Origin of the sequence: Desulfuromonas soudanensis (assembly GCF_001278055.1) — a bacterium.
GTDB lineage: Bacteria > Desulfobacterota > Desulfuromonadia > Desulfuromonadales > WTL > Deferrimonas > Deferrimonas soudanensis.
Genome location: NZ_CP010802.1, coordinates 1,915,673 through 1,934,987 on the forward strand (window position 1 = coordinate 1,915,673; position 19,315 = coordinate 1,934,987).

Below are 19,315 nucleotides of genomic sequence, written 5' to 3' on the forward strand. Positions count from 1 at the left end.
GGATCTTGGTCGTCGGCATCCTCAGACTCGAGCTGTTTCTGCCTGCGCCCCAATCCCTCAAGGGAAAAAGGGCCCTGGTGCAGAAGATTCTCGGCCGTTGTCGCCAGCGCTTTTCCGCTTCCTGTGCGGAAACGGGGGCACAGGATCTCTGGCAGCGCACGGAACTCGGGTTCGCCGTTGTCGGCAGCGATGAAGCTTCCCTGCACACGGTCTTTCACCATATCGAAGAGGAGATCGACCGCATCGGCGTCGGGGACGTCACCGAACGCTATGTGGAATTTCTTCACTTCAAATAGGATATTTCCCCTTGGAATTCAAACGCTATCACCGGGTCGGTGAACAGATACATAAGGAGGTTTCCTCCCTGCTTCTCAAGGGGTTGAAGGATCCGCGGATCGGTTTCGTCACCATCACCGCCGTGGATGTGACGGCGGACATGCGCTACGCCAAGGTGTTCTTCACCGTCATGGGCGACGATCTGGCGCGCAGCAATTCGGAGCAGGGACTCAACAGTTCGGCCTCCTTCATTCGCCGCGAACTCGGAAAACGCCTCGGACTGCGCTATGTCCCCGAAATCAGTTTTCACTTCGATGCCTCTCTGGACTACGGCAACCGGATCGAATCTCTCCTTCGCGAAATCCATACCGGGCACGATGATGATTCAGGCGATACTGAAAAAGATTGAGGAGGGGAGGCGCTTTCTGGTGGCCTCCCACGAAAGTCCGGACGGCGACGCCCTGGCCTCGACCCTGGCCCTGACCAACGCGCTGCGGGAGATGGGGAAGGAGGTCGTGGCCTATAACGCCGACGGCGTCCCCGCGTCCTTCGATTACCTCCCCGGGTCGGAAACTATTGTCCATTCCCTTGAAGGAATGCCCCCCTTTGACACAGGTTTCGTCCTTGACGCCGGTGAACTCCGGCGTGCCGGCTCTCATCTGAAGGACTGCTGCAGTACCCTTGTCAACATCGACCATCATCCCCATTCGGAACATTTCGGTGAAATTCATTTCGTCGACATCGGTGCCAGCGCCACCGGTGCCCTGGTCTACCGCATCCTCAAGGAGGGCGGATATCCCATCTCTCCGGCCGTCGCCCTTTGTATCTACACGGCTATCCTTTCCGACACAGGTTCCTTCCGCTATTCCAATGCCGACCCCGAAGCGTTTCATATCGCCGCAGAGATGGTCGCTCTCGGAGTCGATCCCTGGACCGTGGCCTCGGGGCTCTATGAGAGCCAACCGGAGGTGCGGTTGCGCCTTTTGGCCCTGACCCTGGCGACCCTCACCGTCTCTGCCTGTGGCCACTACGCGTCGGTGACGACCACGCTGGGAATGATGGCTGAGACGGGGGCCGGTCCTGAACATACGGATGGTTTTGTCAATTATCCGCGTTCGGTGCGGGGTGTCGAGGTGGCAGTCTTCTTCCGCCAGACCGCACCCTCGACCTGCAAGGTGGGGATGCGTTCCAAGGGGAGAGTCGATGTCGGCGCCCTGGCCCGGAACCTCGGGGGGGGAGGGCATCACAACGCCGCCGGGGGGATGGTCGAAGGGACTCTTGATGAGGTCCGCACCCGGGTCTTTTGCCTCCTCGATGAACTCCTGCTGGCCTGACCGTTGAAAAACGGTATTCTGATTATCGACAAGCCGCAGGGGATCACCTCGCATGACGTCGTGCGCCAGGTCCGGCGCCTGTTGCGGATGAGGCGGGTCGGACATACCGGGACTCTCGACCCCCTGGCGACGGGGGTCCTTCCTGTTGCCGTGGGGGAGGGGACACGGTTGGTCGAGTTCCTGATGGCCGGGGATAAAACCTACCGGGCGACCCTGAAACTTGGCGAACGCACCGACACCCAGGATAGCGAAGGGGCAGTTCTGGAGCGCCGTCCCTTTGGCGCTGTCAACCTAGGGTCTATTGAAGAAGCCTGCCGTTCCCTGATCGGGACGATACGCCAGCTTCCTCCCATGTATTCAGCCCTGAAAAAGGATGGCGTTCCCCTTTATAAACTCGCCCGTCAAGGGATCGAAGTGGAGCGCGCCGAGCGCGAGGTGGAGATACACCGGTTGGATCTTCTGGCCGTGGATCTTCCCTACGTGACCATTGAGGTCGATTGCAGCAAAGGGACCTATATCCGGACCCTCTGCCAGGACCTCGGCGAGATCCTCGGCCCCGGGGCCCATCTTACGGCGTTGCGCCGGGTGGCCACCGGATCCTTCAGCGAGAAGGACGCGATTTCTCTCGACACGCTTGCAGAGCGGGCGCAAGACAAGGAGATCCCCGGTTTTTTCTCTCTGGAGGAGGCGTTGCGCGACTACCCGCGTCTCGAGGTGAATTCCGAGGCGACCAGGCGTCTTGCTGACGGCGTCCCGCCGCAGATCTCCGGGATTGTCGGGTCTCTCCCTGCGGAAGGGAGGACGGTCTGCCTCCTTGCCGAGGGGAAACTCGTCGCCGTGGCCCGATTTGCTCCGGAACGACTCAAGGAGAGACGCGGCGACTTCGAACTTTTGAGGGTTTTTCACCGGCATAACATCTCGGAATAGATCTTTACAGGGGTGGGGTTTTTGTGTTAGAAGGTCCGGTACTTTTATAACCGTTATTCAAGCTACTGGCAGGAAACATCTGTTTGAAAGGAGGTGGCACTGTGCTGGCCACGGAACGTAAGCAGGAAATTATCACTCAGTTTCAAACCCATGAGGGGGACACCGGGTCCCCGGAGGTTCAGATCGCTCTGCTGTCTGAGCGAATCACCTATCTCACCGAGCATTTCCGCACTCACAAGAAGGATCATCATTCGCGGCGTGGACTTCTCAAGATCGTCGGACAGAGAAGGCGTCTGCTCGATTATCTGAAGAAGAAGGATGTTGAGCGTTATCGTACGGTGATCAAGGTGTTGGGAATCCGTAGGTAGTCACGGGCAGCACGCTCTTCGCTAGGCAGGAGGGCCTGCTGCCCTTGTTTTTTGGCTGTGGCTCTGGAGGTTGTCCGGAGAGAGTCTCCGGCTCGTCGTTGTGGACGGGGCGGGTACTGTCTCAGGCCATCCTCCTATAGCCATTTTTTGTTTGAAAATCAAATGGTTCGTCAAGGATCGCCCGGTTATCCGCAAGGATGAATCGCGGCAGAAGGAGTAAATCATGGCTTTTCAAAAAGTCGAGATCGAATTCAATGGTCAACCGCTGACCATCGAAACAGGAAAAATGGCCCGCCAGGCCGACGGTGCAACTGTCATCACTTATGGCGACACCAAGGTCCTCTGTACTGCCGTCTCAGGGCACAAAATCCGCGAAGGGCAGGATTTTTTCCCCCTGACCGTCAATTACCAGGAAAAATTCTATGCGGCAGGGAAGATTCCCGGCTCCTTTTTCCGCCGGGAGCGGGGAACGACCGAGCGTGAGACCCTGATCTGCCGTCTCATCGACCGTCCCATGCGTCCCCTTTTTCCCAAAGGATATCTCTTCGAAACCCAGATCATGCCGACGGTTATTTCCGCCGATCTGGTAAACGATCCGGATACCCTGGCCATGGTCGCCGCTTCGGCATCCCTCGTGGTTTCCGATATCCCTTTTTTCGGCCCCATCGCTGCGGTTCGCGTCGGCCGCGTCGACGGCAAGCTGATTGCCAACCCGACACTGCAACAGATGCCTGAAAGCGATCTCGAAATCATCGTTTCCGGTTCCCGTGAAGCCGTCATGATGGTCGAGGGTGAGGCCAATCTGGTTTCCGAAGACGACATGCTCGAGGCGATCTTCTTCGGGCATCAGGCGCTGCAACCGCTGATCGACATGCAGCTTGAGCTGCAGAAACTCGTCGGCAAGGCCAAGCGCGCATTCGCCGTCGCGGAAGTCGACAGCGCTCTCGAAGCCAAGGTAGCGGCCCTGGCCACCGACAAACTGGCCGAGACCGCCAAGATTCGCACCAAACAGGAACGTTACGCCGCCATCGATCAGGTCAAAACTGATGTTCAGCAGGCGTTGGCCGGCGAATTCGAAGGACGCCAGGGAGAGATTTCCTCCATCCTCGGCTCCATCGGCAAGCGCGTGATGCGCCAGATGGTAACCCGGGATCGCATTCGCATCGATGGCCGCGACATGAAGACCGTCCGGCCCATCACCTGTGAAGTCGGCAATCTTCCCCGCGCTCACGGCAGTTCCCTCTTCACCCGCGGCGAGACCCAGGCCCTGGTCGCTATCGCTCTCGGAACGACTTCGGACGAGCAGCGCATGGACAACCTTCAGGGGATGGAGTTCAAGAAGTTCATGCTTCATTACAACTTCCCTCCCTTCTCCGTCGGCGAAACCAGCATGCGCCTCTTCCCCGGGCGTCGCGAAATCGGTCACGGCATGCTTGCCGAGCGTTCGGTGGCCAAGGTTCTCCCCAAGCACGAGGATTTTCCCTACACCATCCGTATCGTCTCCGACATCCTCGAGTCCAACGGCTCCTCGTCCATGGCCAGTGTCTGCGGATCCTCACTCTCCCTGATGGACGCCGGTGTTCCGATCACCGAAGCCGTGGCCGGAATCGCCATGGGCCTGATCAAGGAAGGCGATAACGTCGCTGTTCTCTCCGATATCCTCGGTGACGAGGATCACCTCGGCGACATGGATTTCAAGGTGACCGGGACCGCCAACGGGATCGCCGCTCTGCAGATGGACATCAAGATCACCGGCGTCGACCGGGCGATCATGAAGCAGGCCCTCGAGCAGGCCAAGGAAGGGCGCCTTCACATCCTGAAGGAAATGGCAAAGGCACTGACCGCACCCCGCGCCGATCTCTCCCCCTACGCGCCGCGGATCACCACCATCTACGTCAAGAGCGATCAGGTTCGTACGGTCATCGGTTCCGGCGGCAAGAACATCCGCGGCATCATCGAGGCCACCGGTTGCTCCATCGATATCGAGGACGACGGGCGAATCAATATCGCCTCAGCTGATGGCGATGCCTGCCAGAAAGCAATCAAGATGATTCGCGATCTGACTCAGGAGGCCGAAGTCGGCAAGCTGTACATGGGAACGGTCCGGAAGATCATGGAGTTTGGCGCCTTCGTCGAAATCTACCCCGGCACCGACGGCCTCGTCCACGTCTCCGAGCTCGACACCGAGCGGGTGCGCAACGTCAGCGACATCCTCAAGGAAGGGGATGAGGTTTTGGTGAAATGTATCGGCATCGACAAACAGGGGAAGATCAAACTCTCCCGCAAAGAGGCTCTTGGTCAGACTCTTCCCTGATAATGTCGACTTTACGGCATCTGAAATGATTCAGAAGTCCATACTCGAAAACGGAATCCGGGTCATCACCGAAAAGATGCCCGGGGTCCATTCCGTGTCTCTCGGGTTCTGGGTTGAAAATGGCTCACGCCATGAAAGTGCGTCGGAAAGCGGTATTTCTCATTTTATCGAGCACATGCTCTTTAAAGGGACGTCCCGACGCAATGCCCTGGATATCGCAAAGGAAATCGATTCGGTCGGGGGAGTGCTCAACGCCTTTACCGCGCGCGAGTACAGTTGTTACTACGCCAAGGTTCTGGCCAAAGCACTTCCCCGGGCTATCGATCTCCTTTCGGATATCGTTCTCGGTTCCATCTTCGATCTGGATGAATTAGAAAAAGAGCGGCGGGTGATCCTCCAGGAAATTTCCATGCTGGAGGATGCACCCGACGATCAGGTTCACGACCTTTTCAACCATTTTTTCTGGGAGGGTCATCCCCTCGGGTTGCCCATTCTCGGGACCAGGGAATCGGTTGACAATCTGACGCGGGAGATGATGCAGGCTTTCATGTCCAAGCGTTACTGTGGCGGAAAAATCGTCATCTGCGCAGCGGGAGATCTGGTTCACGACCAGATTGTCCAACAGATTTCCCGGGCCTTTCAGGGCGTACCTTCGGGGACGACCGCTCCTACGCCTCTCCTTTCCATTCCCCAGCATGCTCGTCGAATCCATGTCCTTGAAAAGGACCTCGAACAAGTGCATATCTGTCTCGGCACCCGGGCCATGCCGCAAAACCACCCAAACCGTTTTGCCTCCTATCTTCTCAACGTCATCCTCGGCGGCAGCATGAGTTCGCGTCTTTTTCAGACGGTGCGCGAGGAAAGAGGTCTGGCGTACTCGATCTACAGTTATCTCAATTGCCACTCGGATGCCGGGGCGCTGGTCATTTACGCCGGAACGGCGGCTGAGGATGCGCCGCATGTGGTGAACCTGCTCCTCAGGGAGCTCAACCGTTTCCGGACCGAGACGGTCTCTGGCGAAGAGCTCTCGTCGGCCAAGGAGCAACTCAAGGGGAACCTTCTGCTGTCCCTTGAAGGGAGCGACAACCGCATGACCCGGTTGGCAAAAAACGAAATTTATCTCGGTGAACAGTGGGCTATTCCTCAGGTTCTTGCCGCCTTCGACAGGGTGACCAGCCGTGACCTGCAGGGTCTGGCTGAGGAGACGATCTGCGATGATTACCTCAATCTGCAGCTCCTTGGCAGAGTCGGGGCGGGAGACTTTCCCTTGATCGATTTCACTCTTGGCTGATCCCTGTTTTCATCGGAGGTCATGACGCGCAGTGTCCTTTCCGTTAAACCCCCGCCTGTCGGCAATCCCCGAACGGCCGTCGCAAATGGAGAGCCCGGAGAATATGGATAGCCTTTTGATTCCGGTCAAGCGCCTGCGAGCCGGCGCGATCCTTCCTCTTTATATGACCGAACACGCAGCCGGCATGGATCTGCATGCCGCCCTCGAAGAGACACTGATTCTCTCCCCCGGCAAGCGTTCCCTGGTCCCTTCCGGGATCGCCCTGGCGATCCCCCCGGGCTTCGAGGGGCAGGTTCGTCCGCGGTCAGGGCTGGCACTGAAAAAGGGTGTCGCCCTCGTCAACTCTCCCGGCACCATCGATGCCGATTATCGGGGGGAAATCGGGGTTATCCTCATCAACCATGGCAGCGAAGCCGTTGAAATTCACTCCGGTGATCGAATCGCCCAACTGGTTATCGCGCCTGTAATGCGCGCCGACCTGGTCTGGTCCGAAGAACTGGACGAAACGCTTCGCAATGGCGGAGGTTTCGGGCATACCGGCGTCGAAAGCGGGGGAGGGCGATGATGGCACATCCTCCGGCCGAAACGCTTCTCGACTTTCCTTGCGACTACATCTTCAAAGCCTTTGGGCCCCATGAAGGGGAGGGCACCTTCGCCGCGGCGGTGAAGACTGCCGTCGAATCGGTTCTCCCTCTCTCCCTTGACGCCGTGCGGGAACGCCCCAGTTCCAATGGCACCTATGTCTGCGTTTCCGTGGTGGTTCGCCTCCATAACATCGCCCAGGTCCACGCGATCTATGGCGCACTGCAGGGCATTCCGGGATTGAAGTATCTCCTTTGACCGTGGCGGTAACGTCCCAGGTGCGAAATCCCCGACTCTGTGATAGAATTTGCCGGTGCCCACGGTTATGAGGACTTGGGTTGTGGTGCAATCTGTGCTGTGCAACGTGTCATGATGGAGGATTTGCATGCTTGTATCGATCAATCCCGAGAATCCGCAGGCCCGACTCATTGACCGTGTTGTCGATTGCCTGAAGCAGGGCGGGGTCATCGCTTATCCGACGGACACCACCTACGGTATCGGCTGTGATATCTTCAATAAAAAGGGGGTCAAGAAGATCTACCAGATCAAACAGCGCGACCCTCGCAAACCCTTCTCCTTCATCTGCGCCGATCTGTCCGATGTTGCCAATTACGCCCAGGTCAGCAACTTCGCCTTCAAGATCATGAAACGTAACTTTCCCGGTCCCTACACCTTCGTTCTCGAAGCCACCCGGGTCGTTCCCGATCTTCTCACCACCAAGCAGCGTACTGTAGGTATCCGCATTCCCGACAATGCCATTGTCATGGGGATCGTGCGGCAACTCGGCCATCCCCTGGTCACCACAAGCGCCAATATGTCGGACGAAGACCCCTTTCATGATCCGACGATGATCGACGAAGCGATGGGGAAGATGCTGGATATGGTTGTCGACGGCGGCATTCTTCTCGGGGATCCCTCGACAGTGATCAGTCTCGTCGATGACAAGATCGAAGTCCTTCGCCAGGGGAGTGGTGACACTTCCTGGATCCACAATCTTTAGGCCCGGTTTTTCCATGAAATTCGTCCTGCTCCTCCTCAGCCTCTCCCTTCTGGTCGGTGTTGCGATCGCCGAGGAAAGTTCCGTCGGTGTCGGTCTGCAGGTTGTGCCGACGGACAGGGGAGACCTGGTCGTCCTCGGCGTCGTCGAAGGGTCGCCCGCCCGAGCCGCCGGCCTTCAGTCAGGGGATCTGTTGGTTCAGGTCGATGATCTGGTCCTGGCGGGGGTCGATTTTGAGACGGTGGCGCGTCGTTATCTCTGGGGGAAGGCCGGCACCGAGGTGACCCTGAAGTATATGCGTCCCGGCCTCGCCGGTGTGCATAGCGTCACCCTTCGCCGCCAGGGGCTGCAGGCGCCAGGAAAAGAGCCGGTCGGAGTGCGAATGCTCCGTCCCGGTTCCTAGCCATCAGGATTTTTTTCCATGAAAAAAAAGGAAATCACGGTCATTTTCTACGGACGCCGATACCCCCGGCAGGACTGGACCTTCCACTGGGACCAGGAGGCGGTTGACGAGCTTCTCGTCGAAACGGCAAGGGAGTTTCTCCCTCTGGGGATCGTTATCGAGGCGGTCAGGGAAGAGGGGATTGTTCTGGATATCAACGGCTACGGAGATCTTCTGAATACCGTCCGCATCCGATCCTCAGGGGACGGTATCGCCAACCTCTGCCTCGGTCATATCCTCGGCAGCAGCCCCAATCGCAATCTCATAGAAGATATCCGCCGCGGGGTCAGCCGGGTCGCCTTCGCCCCGGAAACCATCGAGCCGGAAGGGAGCGACAAGATCGTTTGCCATAATTGCGGGTGCGGCTGCTGATCTCCGGTTTTTGGCAGGGGGGTGTCGATGCCCCCCTGTCTTCCCCGAGCCGGCCTGAGTTTGTGGCTTCAAAACGCAAAAAGACCCAACCGGAAACGGTTCGGTCTTTTTTTTTTGCGAACAGCGGACAATAAAAAACCGGATGTCGAAGACTCGACATCCGGTTTCTATCTGGTGCGGTTGGGGAGACTCGAACTCCCACGCTGTTAAGCACACGCCCCTCAAGCGTGCGTGTCTACCAATTCCACCACAACCGCATTTGAAACATTTTTTCGTATCTCCGCTGGCTGATTCAACCTCTGCAAGGAAGCGCCGAACGGTTCGTATTTATACTGGTTTAGCTTTACTCTGTCAATACGAATTGTTCCTGGTTTTTATTTTTTTTCCGGGGTCGTCGTTCCCTCGGTTGCCGGAGTCGCGGGGGCGTCGACCGGAGGCTGGACCGCTTCGACCGGCGTGCCGACGCTGGCAGGCATGATGGTGCTCGACCCCGGCTGGCCGTAGAAGTAGGCGAGGGTGAGGCTGGTGAGCATGAAGATGACAGCGATGGCGGTCGTCATGCGACTCATGAAACTTTTTCCCCCCGTGGCGCCGAATACGGTGTTGCTGGCTCCGGAACCGAAGGAAGCGCCGATTTCCGCACCTTTGCCCGCTTGCAGAAGAACAACGATGATCAGGGCGATGCAGACTGCGACATGCAGAACAATTAACAGTGCAGACATGGTCTTGGTTGACTCCTTGGAATGATCGATTGTAAACCCGGGGACATTAACATAATCGGCCCCGGGAGAAAAGGAAAAAGCTCACATTCAGGCAAATTGGACGATGCGTGAAAAATCAGCCGCCTTGAGGCTGGCTCCGCCGACCAGGCAGCCGTCGATATCCTCCTGGGCCATCAATCCGTCGACATTGTCCGGTTTGACGCTCCCGCCGTAAATGATCCTTACTTCCTGGGCTACGGAGAGACCGAAGAGCCCCTGAAGGAGACCGCGGATAAAGGCGTGGGCATCCTCGGCCTGATCCTCCGAAGCCGTCCTGCCGGTGCCGATGGCCCAGATCGGTTCGTAGGCAACGACGATCCGTGCCATGGCTTCTGCGGGGACCTCCTTGAGGCCGGCGGTGACCTGGGTATGCAGAACATCGAGGGTCTGGTCGGTCTCCCGCTCATCGAGGGTTTCGCCGATGCAGAAGATGGCGCCGAGCCCCTCTCCGGCGAGGGCGCGAATCTTGGCGTTGATGAAGGGATCCGTTTCGCCGAGGAGTTGGCGACGCTCCGAATGGCCGACGATGACATAGTCGCAGCCGGCATCTTTGAGGAGGGAAGGGGAGACTTCGCCGGTGAAGGCTCCTGTCTGCGCCGGATAGCAGTTTTGGGCCGCCAGGGAGATGTTGCTCCCCTGGAGAGCCCTGGAGACAGAAGCAAGGGCGGTAAAGACCGGCGCCACAACAATCTCCCGGTCGGTGACATCCTTGACGGAGGTTTTGAGGGCCTCGATCAGTTCCAGCGACTCCCGGACGGTATTGTGCAGTTTCCAGTTGCCGGCGATGAAGGGTTTTCGCATGGTTGATCTCCGATTGGCAGGGGGGGGGCGATGTAGAAGGGCCCGTCGTCGGTGGCGTCAGCGTCCGGCAAGATCGGTGAGAGCCAGAATCCCCGGCAACTCCTTTCCCTCAAGGAATTCGAGGGAGGCGCCACCGCCGGTGGAAATATGGGTCATTCTGTCCTCGAGCCCCGATTTGTTAACGGCGGACACCGAGTCCCCTCCACCGATAATGGAGAGGGCCGAGGATTCGGCGAGGGCTCGAGCGATGGCGAGGGTTCCGGTGGCGAAGGCGTCGAATTCGAAAACCCCCATCGGCCCGTTCCAGACGACCGTGGCGGCTTCCTTGAGTATCCGTCCGTAGCGCTCGGCGGTTCGTGGGCCGATGTCCAGCCCCATCCAACCTTCGGGGATGTCGATGTCGCTGCACACTTTGTGGGGCGCATCGGACTTGAATTCGGAGGCGATGACGTGGTCTTCGGGGAGGATGAGCTGTACCCCGGCGGACTTTGCCTTGTCGAAGAGTTCGTGGGCGAGTGCCAGGCGATTTTCTTCCACCAGGGAGTTGCCGATGGTGAATCCCTGGGCCTTGAGAAAGGTGTAGGCCATGCCGCCGCCGATCAGCAGGATGTCGACCTTGTCGAGGAGATTCTCGATGACCGGGATCTTGTCCGTCACCTTGGCGCCGCCGAGGACGGCGACGAAGGGGTGCTGGGGCGCGGCGAGTGCCTGGCCGAGATAGCGAATTTCCTTCTCCATCAGGAAACCGGCCACGGCCGGGGTCAGGAGACGGGCGACCCCTTCGGTGGAGGCGTGGGCGCGGTGGGCGGTGCCGAAGGCGTCGTTGACGTAGATCTCGGCGAGGGATGCCAGTTGGCGACTGAACTCCGGGTCGTTCTTGGTCTCCCCGGCGTGAAAGCGCACGTTCTCCAGCAGCAGGACCTCGCCGTTCCCCAGGGCCCGGACCATTTTTTCGACCTCGGGACCGATGCAGTCCGGAGCCATGAGGACCGGGCGGCCGAGGAGTTTTTGCAAGTGCGGGGCCACGGGGGCGAGACTGTATCTGGCCTCGGGAGCCCCCTTGGGTCGACCGAGGTGAGAGGCGAGGACCAGCCGTCCTCCCTGTTCGAGGATGTAACGAAGGGTCGGCAGGGCGGCGACGATGCGGGTGTCGTCATCGATCTCTCCTTCAGCGTTCAGGGGAACGTTGAAGTCGACGCGGCAGAACACCCTTTTCCCCTTCAACTCGAGATCCCTCACCGTCATTTTGTCAAGCATGGATCGCCTCCTGAAATTTCAAAGGGCAGGACCGCAGGGGTCCCGCCCAGGAAGAACAAAGTGCATTAGGGCTATTTTACCGCCACGTACCGGGTCAGATCGAGGATGCGGCTGGAATAACCCCACTCGTTGTCGTACCAGGAGATGACCTTGACCATGTTTCCGCCGATGACGGTGGTCGAGAGGGCATCGATGATGGAGGAGGCGGGGTTGCCGTTGAAATCTTTGGAGACAAGGGGGAGGTCGCAGTACTCTAGGATCCCCTTGAGGGGCCCCTCGGCGGCCTCTTTCATGACCGCATTGACTTCCTCGACGGAGGTTGGGCGCCCCGATTCGATCACCAGGTCGATGAGGGAGACGTTGGGGGTCGGCACCCTCACGGCCATGCCGTCGAGCTTGCCGGCAAGTTCCGGCAGCACGAGGGATACGGCTTTGGCAGCGCCGGTGGTGGTGGGAATCATCGAAAGGGCGGCGGCCCGCCCGCGGCGCAGATCCGAGTGGGGGAGATCGAGGATTTTCTGGTCATTGGTATAGGAATGGACCGTGGTCATGAGCCCCTTGACGATCCCGAAGGTCTCATGGAGGACCTTGGCGACGGGGGCCAGGCAGTTGGTGGTGCAGGAGGCGTTGGAGATCACCAGATGCCGGGCGGGGTCGTAGTCCTTCTCGTTGACCCCCATACAGACGGTAAAGTCGACCTTTTTACCCGGTGCACTGATAATAACCCGTCCGGCACCGGCCTGCAGGTGCTTTTCGGCGTCCTCCCGGCTGGTGAAGCGTCCGGTCGCCTCGATGACGATATCGATCTTCAGTTGCTTCCAGGGGAGGGCGGTCGGATCTTTTTCCCTGAGGACCTGGACCGTTCGGCCGTCGACGAAAAGATGGTCTTTGTCGGAAGTGACGGCGGCATCGAATATCCCCTGCACCGAATCGTATTTGAGAAGATGGGCCAGGGTTGCGGCATCGGTCAGATCGTTGATGGCAACGATCTCGATGTCGGTGCAGTTCTTTGCAGCGCGAAAGACGTTGCGGCCGATGCGGCCGAAACCGTTGATGGCAACTCTTGCAGTCATGACGATGATCTCCTTGCGGCGAGGAGGGGGGAGTGACGGATATGAAAAAACAAATACTTAGCGACATTAAGCCTGCGCGGATGATAGCCAATCGACCTGCAAGCGTCAACCCTTTTTAAGCTTAATGCGGGAGTTGTTCTGTTGCCCTTTTAAATGCGATATGGTATGAAGTTGCCCACGTCAACATCTCCTCCTGTTCGGAATTTTTCCGTCCCTGAACACCGCCTTCGGATGAAGACCTCGCATGGCAAATCGATTCAGTGCCTCTGGGCGTTCTCTAATTTAACCTAAGTTTTTTAAAATGCAAACATCCGCAGCCAATTCCCGACGGATCGAGAAGATGTGCGCATCACAGCTCCCCCTGTTCCGTCCGAAGGCTTTTGCAGAAGGTGGCCGACTGCTGTTTTTTCGCCAACGGGGACCTATTTCTCCTTATGGATTTCATGAACAAAACCCTTGAAAAGCGGATTCTCACCTTCGCCTTTCTGGTTTTGACCCTCACCATTGCGGTGAATACCGGGTTCAACATCGAAGGCTTCCGGCGGGATTACCGTGACGGGATCATTCTGCGTTGTCAGAGTTTAGCCGCCGGACTGCAAAACGCCATCGAAAATGTCCTTGCCCTGGGCCTCGGTCTCGAGGAGATGGAGGGTGTCAATCTCCGTTGCCAGGAAATCGTCACCACCGATCCGGAAATCATCTATTGTCTCATTGAGAATACCGTCGGCACCCCCCTCTATTCCAGTGACCCTTCTTTTTATTTTACCGCCGGGGTTGAATTCGTCTCCGCACTCAGCAAAAACACCTCCATCCTCAACTTTCCCCATCTGGGGCGGGCTTACGACGTTTCTCAGCCTGTTTATGATGCCGACGGAACGCTGGCCGGCAGGATCCGCATCGGTTTTCCCGAATCTATCCTCGAGAAGCGGACGGCCAAGGTCTTTCAGCGCTCGATGATTATCCTCGGCATCGCCCTCTCCGTCGTTTTCGGTCTGGTCGTGCTTTTTGCCAAGCGCGACCTTATCGGTCCGATCGGTCGTCTCTGTACCATGGCCAAAAGTGTCGCCGCCGGCGATTTCAAGGTGACGGTTCCGGCCATGTCCACCCGCGATTTTTCCGATCTGGCCACCGCCCTCCAGGAGATGGCCAGTTCCCTGCAGAGCCGCGACCAGAAAATACGGGAGAACTATCGCGAACTCGAAGAGACAAACAGGCAACTCCAGGAATCCTATGAATATCAGGAACGAATCGGAGCCGAACTGGGGCGCAGCAGGGAGATGTACCGATCCCTGCTCGAGGGGGCCAGCGACGCAATCGTCGTCAGTGATGATAACGACCGGATCGTTTTGATCAACAGGGCGGCCGAGGCCTTTTTCGGCATTACCCTGGACAAGGTCGAAGGAATGAATCTCTTTTCCGCCCTGGAAATGCTGCAGGTCGAGCATATCGAAGAGCAGTACGGTCTTCACCGGGCAGTCCTCGAAGGGAAAATCGCCGAAGCCGAGGTCAGCTTCGTGCGGCCCGGCGATCAGCGCCTGATCGTCGGCTGGATCGTCGGGTCGCCGGTGGTCGGAAAGGATGGCAAACATCTGGTGCAGGCCACCATTCGCGATATCACCAAGGAAAAGGAAATCAAGGAAAACCTTGAAAAAAGTACCCGTGAGCTTCAGCGCCTCAATCAGATGAAGGACTCCTTTCTCGGGGTGGCATCCCACGAGCTGAAAACGCCGCTGACGGTCATCATCGGCTATGCCGAACTGATTCTCGGTGAAATGTCCGGCCGTCTCGACGAGACCGTCCTGGGAATGGTTCAGCATATTGCCGACGCGGGGGAGCGCCTCTCCAGTATCGTCCGCGACATGGTGGACGTCTCCATGCTCGACAACAATCGCCTGTATCTGCGCAATCGCGCCGTCGACGTCAACGATGTGATACGCACGGCCGTCACCGAACTGGAATTTTTCTTCTCCCTGCGCAAGCAGTCCTTCGAATTCAGACTCGACGACGATCTCCCCCCGGTCTTCTGTGATCCAGATCGCCTTGTGCAGGTTGTGACCAATCTGGTCGGCAATGCCATCAAGTTCACCCCCGACGAGGGAACGGTCACCCTGGAGACCCGGAGGGCCTCTTCCCTGCGCACCCCTTATAATCTTGACCTTGCCGAGGATACGGAGATCAAGCCGATCGGAAACAAACCGATTTCCTATGTTGAAATCATCATCACCGATACCGGGATCGGCATCGCCGAGCCGGACCAGATCCACATTTTTGACAAGTTTTACGAAGTGGGCAATATCGAGGAGCATTTCACGGGCAAGGTCGCCTTCAAGGGGAAGGGCGCCGGCCTCGGACTCGCAATCGTCAAGGGGATCATCGACGTGCTCGACGGAGAGATCTGGGTGGAAAGCCCCGGTTGCGATCCCGAACGCTGCCCCGGAAGCGCTTTTCACATCCTCCTCCCCGTCGAAGGGTCCGAACCCGGCGATTCCATCGGGACCTAATGTCCCTTTGCGGCCGGTTTTCCCTTGCAGGGTCCGGCCATTTTCGGTATATAAACAGCGCCCTCCCGAGGGTGCGGGAGAGGCGACGTGCGGGTCTGTTTACTGGGGAGCGGCAGCAAGGGAAATGCCGTCTACGTCGAGAGTCGTGGATGCCGCATTCTCATCGATGCCGGGTTCTCCGCCCGGGAACTCGGCAATCGCCTGGCCGCCATCGGAACGGGAGGGGATGACCTCGACGCCCTGTTCATGACCCATGAACACGGGGATCACAGCCGAGGGATGGGCCCCCTGGCGCGGCGGCATCGGCTTCCGGTCTACGTTCACCATCGCACCTACAGGGAACTCGGGCGTTGCGGAGCGATTGACGATGTTCGTGAATTCGAGGCCGGGGACGCCATCACCCTCGGCGACATCCAGGTGACCTCTTTTCCCATCACCCATGATGCAGCGGCCCCCGTCGGCTATGTGATTGAAACCCCCGAAGGGAAGGTCGGCGTGGCCACCGATCTCGGCATTGCCACCCGTCTGGTGGCCGAACGGCTCAAGGGGTGCCGGGTCCTGGTCATGGAATCGAACCACGATGAAGCGATGCTGCGGGATGGCCCCTACCCCTGGCATCTGAAACAGAGAATTCGCAGCAATCATGGCCACCTCTCCAACCTCGCCTCGGCGCAGCTTCTTCAGGGTCTTCTCTGGGAAGGACTCGAGGCTGTTTTTCTGGCCCACCTCAGCGAGGTCAACAATACCCCCATTCTGGCCGAAGCCTGCGCAAGGGAGGTCCTCGGGGCCCAGACCCTCTGCCGGCCCCTGCTGGCCATCGGGACCCAGGAGAGAGCAAGCGTCTGTTTCACCCTCTAAGCCCTGCGCAGCAGCGCCTCTTCTCGGGGAAGATCCGGAGGAAATTCAATTTCAACGATCCTGATCAGCCCTGATTTGTGAAGGAAGGGCGATTTTTTTCGCACTCGAACCCCGGCCCCGGCGGCACGCCGCAGGGACCGGCGACCTTTTCTTGTTCAACGGTTTAAAGGAGGCAGCATGCCCTGGAGAATAGCAGTCGGACTTAAGGACGGAGTCCGGGATGCCCGAGGAGAGCGGGTCAGACGGGAGATCCGGGAACATCTCGGCATTGAACTGACGAGCGTTCGGACCATCGACATCTATACGGTCGATGCCGATCTCAGCGACGAAGAGGTCGCCGCCGCCGCGGCCGGACCATTTTCCGATCCGGTCATTCAGGAATTCGCCATCAATGCTCCCCTGGCGGGTGATTTTGATATCCTCATCGAAGTCGGCTTCCGTCCCGGGGTCACCGATAACGTCGGGCGCACCTCCCGCGAAGCGATCCAGTATCTCACCGGGCGCCCTTTTGCCTCCGGCGAGGGGGTCTATACCTCGGTTCAGTACCTCCTCAAGGGGGTGTGCGAGGAAGAGGCCGCCGAACGGATTGCCGCAGGATTTCTCGCCAATGCCCTGATCCAGCGCTGGACCATCATCCCCGCCGCCCGCTTCGACCGGGTCAGGGGGGTTCCGGTGACCGTTCCCAGGGTGGTCGTCGGCGCTCCCCCCCAAATTCGGGAGATCGACCTGGATGTCTCCGACGAGGCCCTGATGCAGATCAGCCGCGAGGGGATGCTGGCCCTCAATCTCGAGGAAATGAAAAAGCTCCAGTCGTACGCCAGCGATCCGGCCCTGGGCAAGGCTCGCGCCCGCGTCGGCCTCGGCTCCCGGTTGACCGATGGCGAGCTCGAGGCCCTGGCCCAGACCTGGAGCGAGCACTGCAAGCACAAAATCTTCTCCGCCCGCATCGAATACCGGGATGAGCACGGCAAGTCCGAGACCATCGACTCCCTGTTCAAAACCTATATCGTCGGCGCCACCCGCGACATCCGGGCCCGACTCGGCGACAGGGACTTCTGTCTTTCCGTGTTCAAGGACAACGCCGGGGTGATTCGCTTCAACGACGACTGGAGCCTGGTATTCAAGGTCGAGACCCACAACTCTCCCAGCGCTCTCGATCCGTACGGCGGAGCCCTGACGGGGATCGTCGGCGTCAACCGCGACGGCGTCGGCACCGGCATGGGAGCACGGCTGATCTTCAACACCGACGTCTTCTGTTTTGCCTCTCCCTTCTACGACAAGCCGCTGCCGCAGCGCCTGCTGCACCCGCGTCGCATCTTTGAAGGGGTGGTCGAGGGGGTCGAGCACGGCGGCAACAAGAGCGGCATACCGACGGTCAACGGTTCCCTGGTCTTCGACGAGCGATTCGTCGGCAAGCCCCTGGTCTACTGCGGAACCGCCGCGATCATGCCGGCAAAACTCAACGGCAAGCCGAGCCACGAAAAGCGAGTCCTGGTCGGCGACCGCATCGTCATGGTCGGCGGTCGCATCGGCAAGGATGGCATTCACGGCGCCACCTTCTCTTCCGAGGAACTTCATGAGGGGTCTCCGGTGACGGCGGTGCAGATCGGCGATCCCATCACCCAGCGGCGCATGTTCGACTTTCTGATCGTCGCCCGCGACCGCGGTCTCTACAACTCGATTACCGACAACGGCGCCGGGGGACTCTCCTCCTCCGTCGGCGAGATGTCCGAGGACACGGGGGGGTTCGAAATGCACCTCGATCGCGCTCCCCTCAAATATCCGGGGCTGCAGCCCTGGGAAATCCTCATCTCGGAGGCACAGGAACGGATGACCCTGGCCGTCCCTCCCGACAAGCTTGAGGCCTTTATCGCCCTGGCGGGGGAGATGGACGTCGAGGCCACCGACCTTGGGGTTTTCACCGACTCGGGGTACTATCACTGTCTCTACAACGGCAAGACCCTCACCTACCTGGATATGAATTTTCTCCACGGCGGCGTGCCGCAGATGACGATCCCCGCGGTTTGGGAGGTCAGGGATCACCGCGAACCGGATTTCCCCCAACCCCTCGACATGGACGCCACCCTGCGGCACATGCTCGGTCGTCTCAATATCTGTTCCAAGGAGGCGGTCGTCCGCCGCTATGACCACGAGGTCCAGGCCGGTACGGTTCTCAAACCCCTGGTCGGAGTCGCCAACGACGGCCCCGCCGATGCGGCCATGGTCCGGCCGCTCTTCGATTCCTTCGAGGGGGTGGTCGTCTCCCACGGCATCTGTCCCCGCTACAGCGACATTGACACCTATCACATGATGGCCTGCGCCATCGACGAGGGGCTGCGCAACTACGTTGCCGTCGGCGGCAACATCGAGCATGTCGCCGGGCTCGACAACTTCTGCTGGTGCGATCCGGTCAAGAGCGATAAGACCCCTGACGGCGAGTACAAGGCGGCCCAGCTGGTGCGGGCCAACAAGGCGCTCTATGACTACTGCGTCGCCTTCGGCGTGCCGCTGATCTCCGGCAAGGACTCGATGAAAAACGACTACCAGATCGGCGAGACCAAGATCTCCATTCCGCCGACGGTCCTCTTTTCGGTCATCGGCAAGATCGACGACGTCCGTACGGCGACCACCATGGACGCCAAACGTCCCGGCGACCTCGTCTATCTCCTCGGCCTGACCCGGGACGAGCTCGGCGGTTCCGAGTACTACGCTCTCAAAGGCCATCTCGGCAAAAATGTGCCGCAGGTCGATGCTCCCTACGCCATGAAGCTCTTCCGGGCCATCAACCGTGCCCAGCAGGCAGGGGTGCTCGCCTCCTGTCATGACCTCTCCGACGGCGGTCTCGGCGTCGCCCTGGCGGAAACCGCCTCGGCCGGCGGCTTCGGCATCCACGCCGACCTGCGGGCGGTAAAGGTCGCGGAACCGCTGCGGGAGGATGCGATCCTCTTCTCCGAATCCCAGAGCCGTTTTCTGGTCACCGTGCGCCCCGGTCATCGGGAGCGTTTCGAAGGACTCTTTTCCGGGCAGGACGTCTCTTTCCTCGGCGAAGTGACCGCGGACGACGAGCTGCGCCTCATCGGTCTTTCCGGAGGAGTCCTGGTCCGTTCCAGCATTCACGATCTCAAGGAGGCGTGGCAGACGCCCCTCAAGGAGCTCTAGGT

19 protein-coding genes and 1 tRNA gene are annotated in these 19,315 nt (G+C 59.2%); 15 read left to right on the forward strand and 5 right to left on the reverse strand.

Going from position 1 to position 19,315, the window contains the following annotated elements; translation table 11 throughout:
* Nucleotides 1-5: 5 nt before the first annotated feature.
* The 12 genes from DSOUD_RS08610 to DSOUD_RS08665 all read left to right on the forward strand — a co-directional run bounded on the left by DSOUD_RS08610 (nt 6) and on the right by DSOUD_RS08665 (nt 8,903).
* A complete protein-coding gene (locus DSOUD_RS08610) occupies nt 6-296 on the forward strand; it encodes a DUF503 domain-containing protein (RefSeq protein ID WP_053550629.1) in 291 nt (96 codons plus the stop codon).
* Between the two features lie 11 nt (nt 297-307).
* Nucleotides 308-685, forward strand: coding sequence for a ribosome-binding factor A (locus DSOUD_RS08615; protein ID WP_053550630.1), 378 nt, complete (start codon nt 308-310; stop codon nt 683-685).
* The gene (locus tag DSOUD_RS08620; protein ID WP_053550631.1) at nt 657-1,610 is read left to right on the forward strand and encodes a DHH family phosphoesterase; all 954 of its coding nucleotides are present in this window, start codon (nt 657-659) and stop codon (nt 1,608-1,610) included. The genes DSOUD_RS08615 and DSOUD_RS08620 overlap by 29 nt, the downstream gene beginning before the upstream one ends.
* A gap of 3 nt (nt 1,611-1,613) precedes the next feature.
* Nucleotides 1,614-2,537 (forward strand): tRNA pseudouridine(55) synthase TruB, encoded by a 924-nt coding sequence (gene truB / locus DSOUD_RS08625; protein WP_053550632.1) that lies wholly within the window; start codon nt 1,614-1,616, stop codon nt 2,535-2,537.
* Between the two features lie 101 nt (nt 2,538-2,638).
* Nucleotides 2,639-2,905 carry a 30S ribosomal protein S15 gene (rpsO, locus tag DSOUD_RS08630; RefSeq protein ID WP_053550633.1) on the forward strand — a complete coding sequence of 89 codons (267 nt, stop codon included), beginning with the start codon at nt 2,639-2,641 and terminating at the stop codon, nt 2,903-2,905.
* A 223-nt stretch (nt 2,906-3,128) separates the two neighbouring features.
* Nucleotides 3,129-5,219 carry a polyribonucleotide nucleotidyltransferase gene (pnp, locus tag DSOUD_RS08635; RefSeq protein WP_053550634.1) on the forward strand — a complete coding sequence of 697 codons (2,091 nt, stop codon included), beginning with the start codon at nt 3,129-3,131 and terminating at the stop codon, nt 5,217-5,219.
* A gap of 25 nt (nt 5,220-5,244) precedes the next feature.
* Complete coding sequence (locus DSOUD_RS08640) at nt 5,245-6,510, forward strand: M16 family metallopeptidase (RefSeq protein WP_053550635.1); 1,266 nt, start codon at nt 5,245-5,247, stop codon at nt 6,508-6,510.
* Nucleotides 6,511-6,613: 103 nt separating this feature from the next.
* On the forward strand, nt 6,614-7,075 hold the full coding sequence (gene dut / locus DSOUD_RS08645) for a dUTP diphosphatase (RefSeq protein ID WP_053550636.1): 462 nt from the start codon (nt 6,614-6,616) through the stop codon (nt 7,073-7,075).
* A complete protein-coding gene (locus DSOUD_RS08650; RefSeq protein WP_053550637.1) occupies nt 7,075-7,350 on the forward strand; it encodes a YbeD family protein in 276 nt (91 codons plus the stop codon). The genes dut and DSOUD_RS08650 overlap by 1 nt, the downstream gene beginning before the upstream one ends.
* Nucleotides 7,351-7,477: 127 nt before the next feature.
* A complete protein-coding gene (locus DSOUD_RS08655) occupies nt 7,478-8,092 on the forward strand; it encodes an L-threonylcarbamoyladenylate synthase (protein ID WP_053550638.1) in 615 nt (204 codons plus the stop codon).
* A 13-nt stretch (nt 8,093-8,105) separates the two neighbouring features.
* Nucleotides 8,106-8,492, forward strand: a complete 387-nt coding sequence (locus DSOUD_RS08660; RefSeq protein ID WP_053550639.1) for a PDZ domain-containing protein — start codon at nt 8,106-8,108, stop codon at nt 8,490-8,492.
* Nucleotides 8,493-8,510: 18 nt separating this feature from the next.
* Nucleotides 8,511-8,903, forward strand: a complete 393-nt coding sequence (locus DSOUD_RS08665) for a hypothetical protein (RefSeq protein ID WP_053550640.1) — start codon at nt 8,511-8,513, stop codon at nt 8,901-8,903.
* A gap of 172 nt (nt 8,904-9,075) precedes the next feature.
* On the opposite strand, the gene DSOUD_RS08670 is transcribed toward DSOUD_RS08665, so the two are convergent.
* From DSOUD_RS08670 to gap, 5 genes are all read right to left on the reverse strand, one after another.
* Nucleotides 9,076-9,160 (reverse strand) — tRNA-Leu (locus DSOUD_RS08670).
* 117 nt (nt 9,161-9,277) lie between these two features.
* Nucleotides 9,278-9,625 (reverse strand): preprotein translocase subunit SecG, encoded by a 348-nt coding sequence (secG, locus tag DSOUD_RS08675; protein ID WP_053550641.1) that lies wholly within the window; start codon nt 9,623-9,625, stop codon nt 9,278-9,280.
* Between the two features lie 87 nt (nt 9,626-9,712).
* Entirely contained in the window at nt 9,713-10,465 is a 753-nt protein-coding gene (tpiA, locus tag DSOUD_RS08680; RefSeq protein WP_053550642.1) for a triose-phosphate isomerase, read from the reverse strand.
* A 57-nt stretch (nt 10,466-10,522) separates the two neighbouring features.
* Entirely contained in the window at nt 10,523-11,722 is a 1,200-nt protein-coding gene (locus DSOUD_RS08685; RefSeq protein ID WP_053550643.1) for a phosphoglycerate kinase, read from the reverse strand.
* 71 nt (nt 11,723-11,793) lie between these two features.
* Entirely contained in the window at nt 11,794-12,795 is a 1,002-nt protein-coding gene (gene gap / locus DSOUD_RS08690) for a type I glyceraldehyde-3-phosphate dehydrogenase (RefSeq protein WP_053550644.1), read from the reverse strand.
* 443 nt (nt 12,796-13,238) lie between these two features.
* On the opposite strand from gap, the gene DSOUD_RS08695 reads away from it, so the two are divergent.
* The 3 genes from DSOUD_RS08695 to DSOUD_RS08705 all read left to right on the forward strand — a co-directional run bounded on the left by DSOUD_RS08695 (nt 13,239) and on the right by DSOUD_RS08705 (nt 19,313).
* Nucleotides 13,239-15,296 carry an ATP-binding protein gene (locus tag DSOUD_RS08695; RefSeq protein WP_053552343.1) on the forward strand — a complete coding sequence of 686 codons (2,058 nt, stop codon included), beginning with the start codon at nt 13,239-13,241 and terminating at the stop codon, nt 15,294-15,296.
* Nucleotides 15,297-15,383: 87 nt separating this feature from the next.
* Nucleotides 15,384-16,154 carry an MBL fold metallo-hydrolase gene (locus DSOUD_RS08700; protein ID WP_053550645.1) on the forward strand — a complete coding sequence of 257 codons (771 nt, stop codon included), beginning with the start codon at nt 15,384-15,386 and terminating at the stop codon, nt 16,152-16,154.
* Nucleotides 16,155-16,331: 177 nt separating this feature from the next.
* The gene (locus tag DSOUD_RS08705) at nt 16,332-19,313 is read left to right on the forward strand and encodes a phosphoribosylformylglycinamidine synthase subunit PurS (protein WP_053550646.1); all 2,982 of its coding nucleotides are present in this window, start codon (nt 16,332-16,334) and stop codon (nt 19,311-19,313) included.
* Nucleotides 19,314-19,315: the final 2 nt, after the last annotated feature.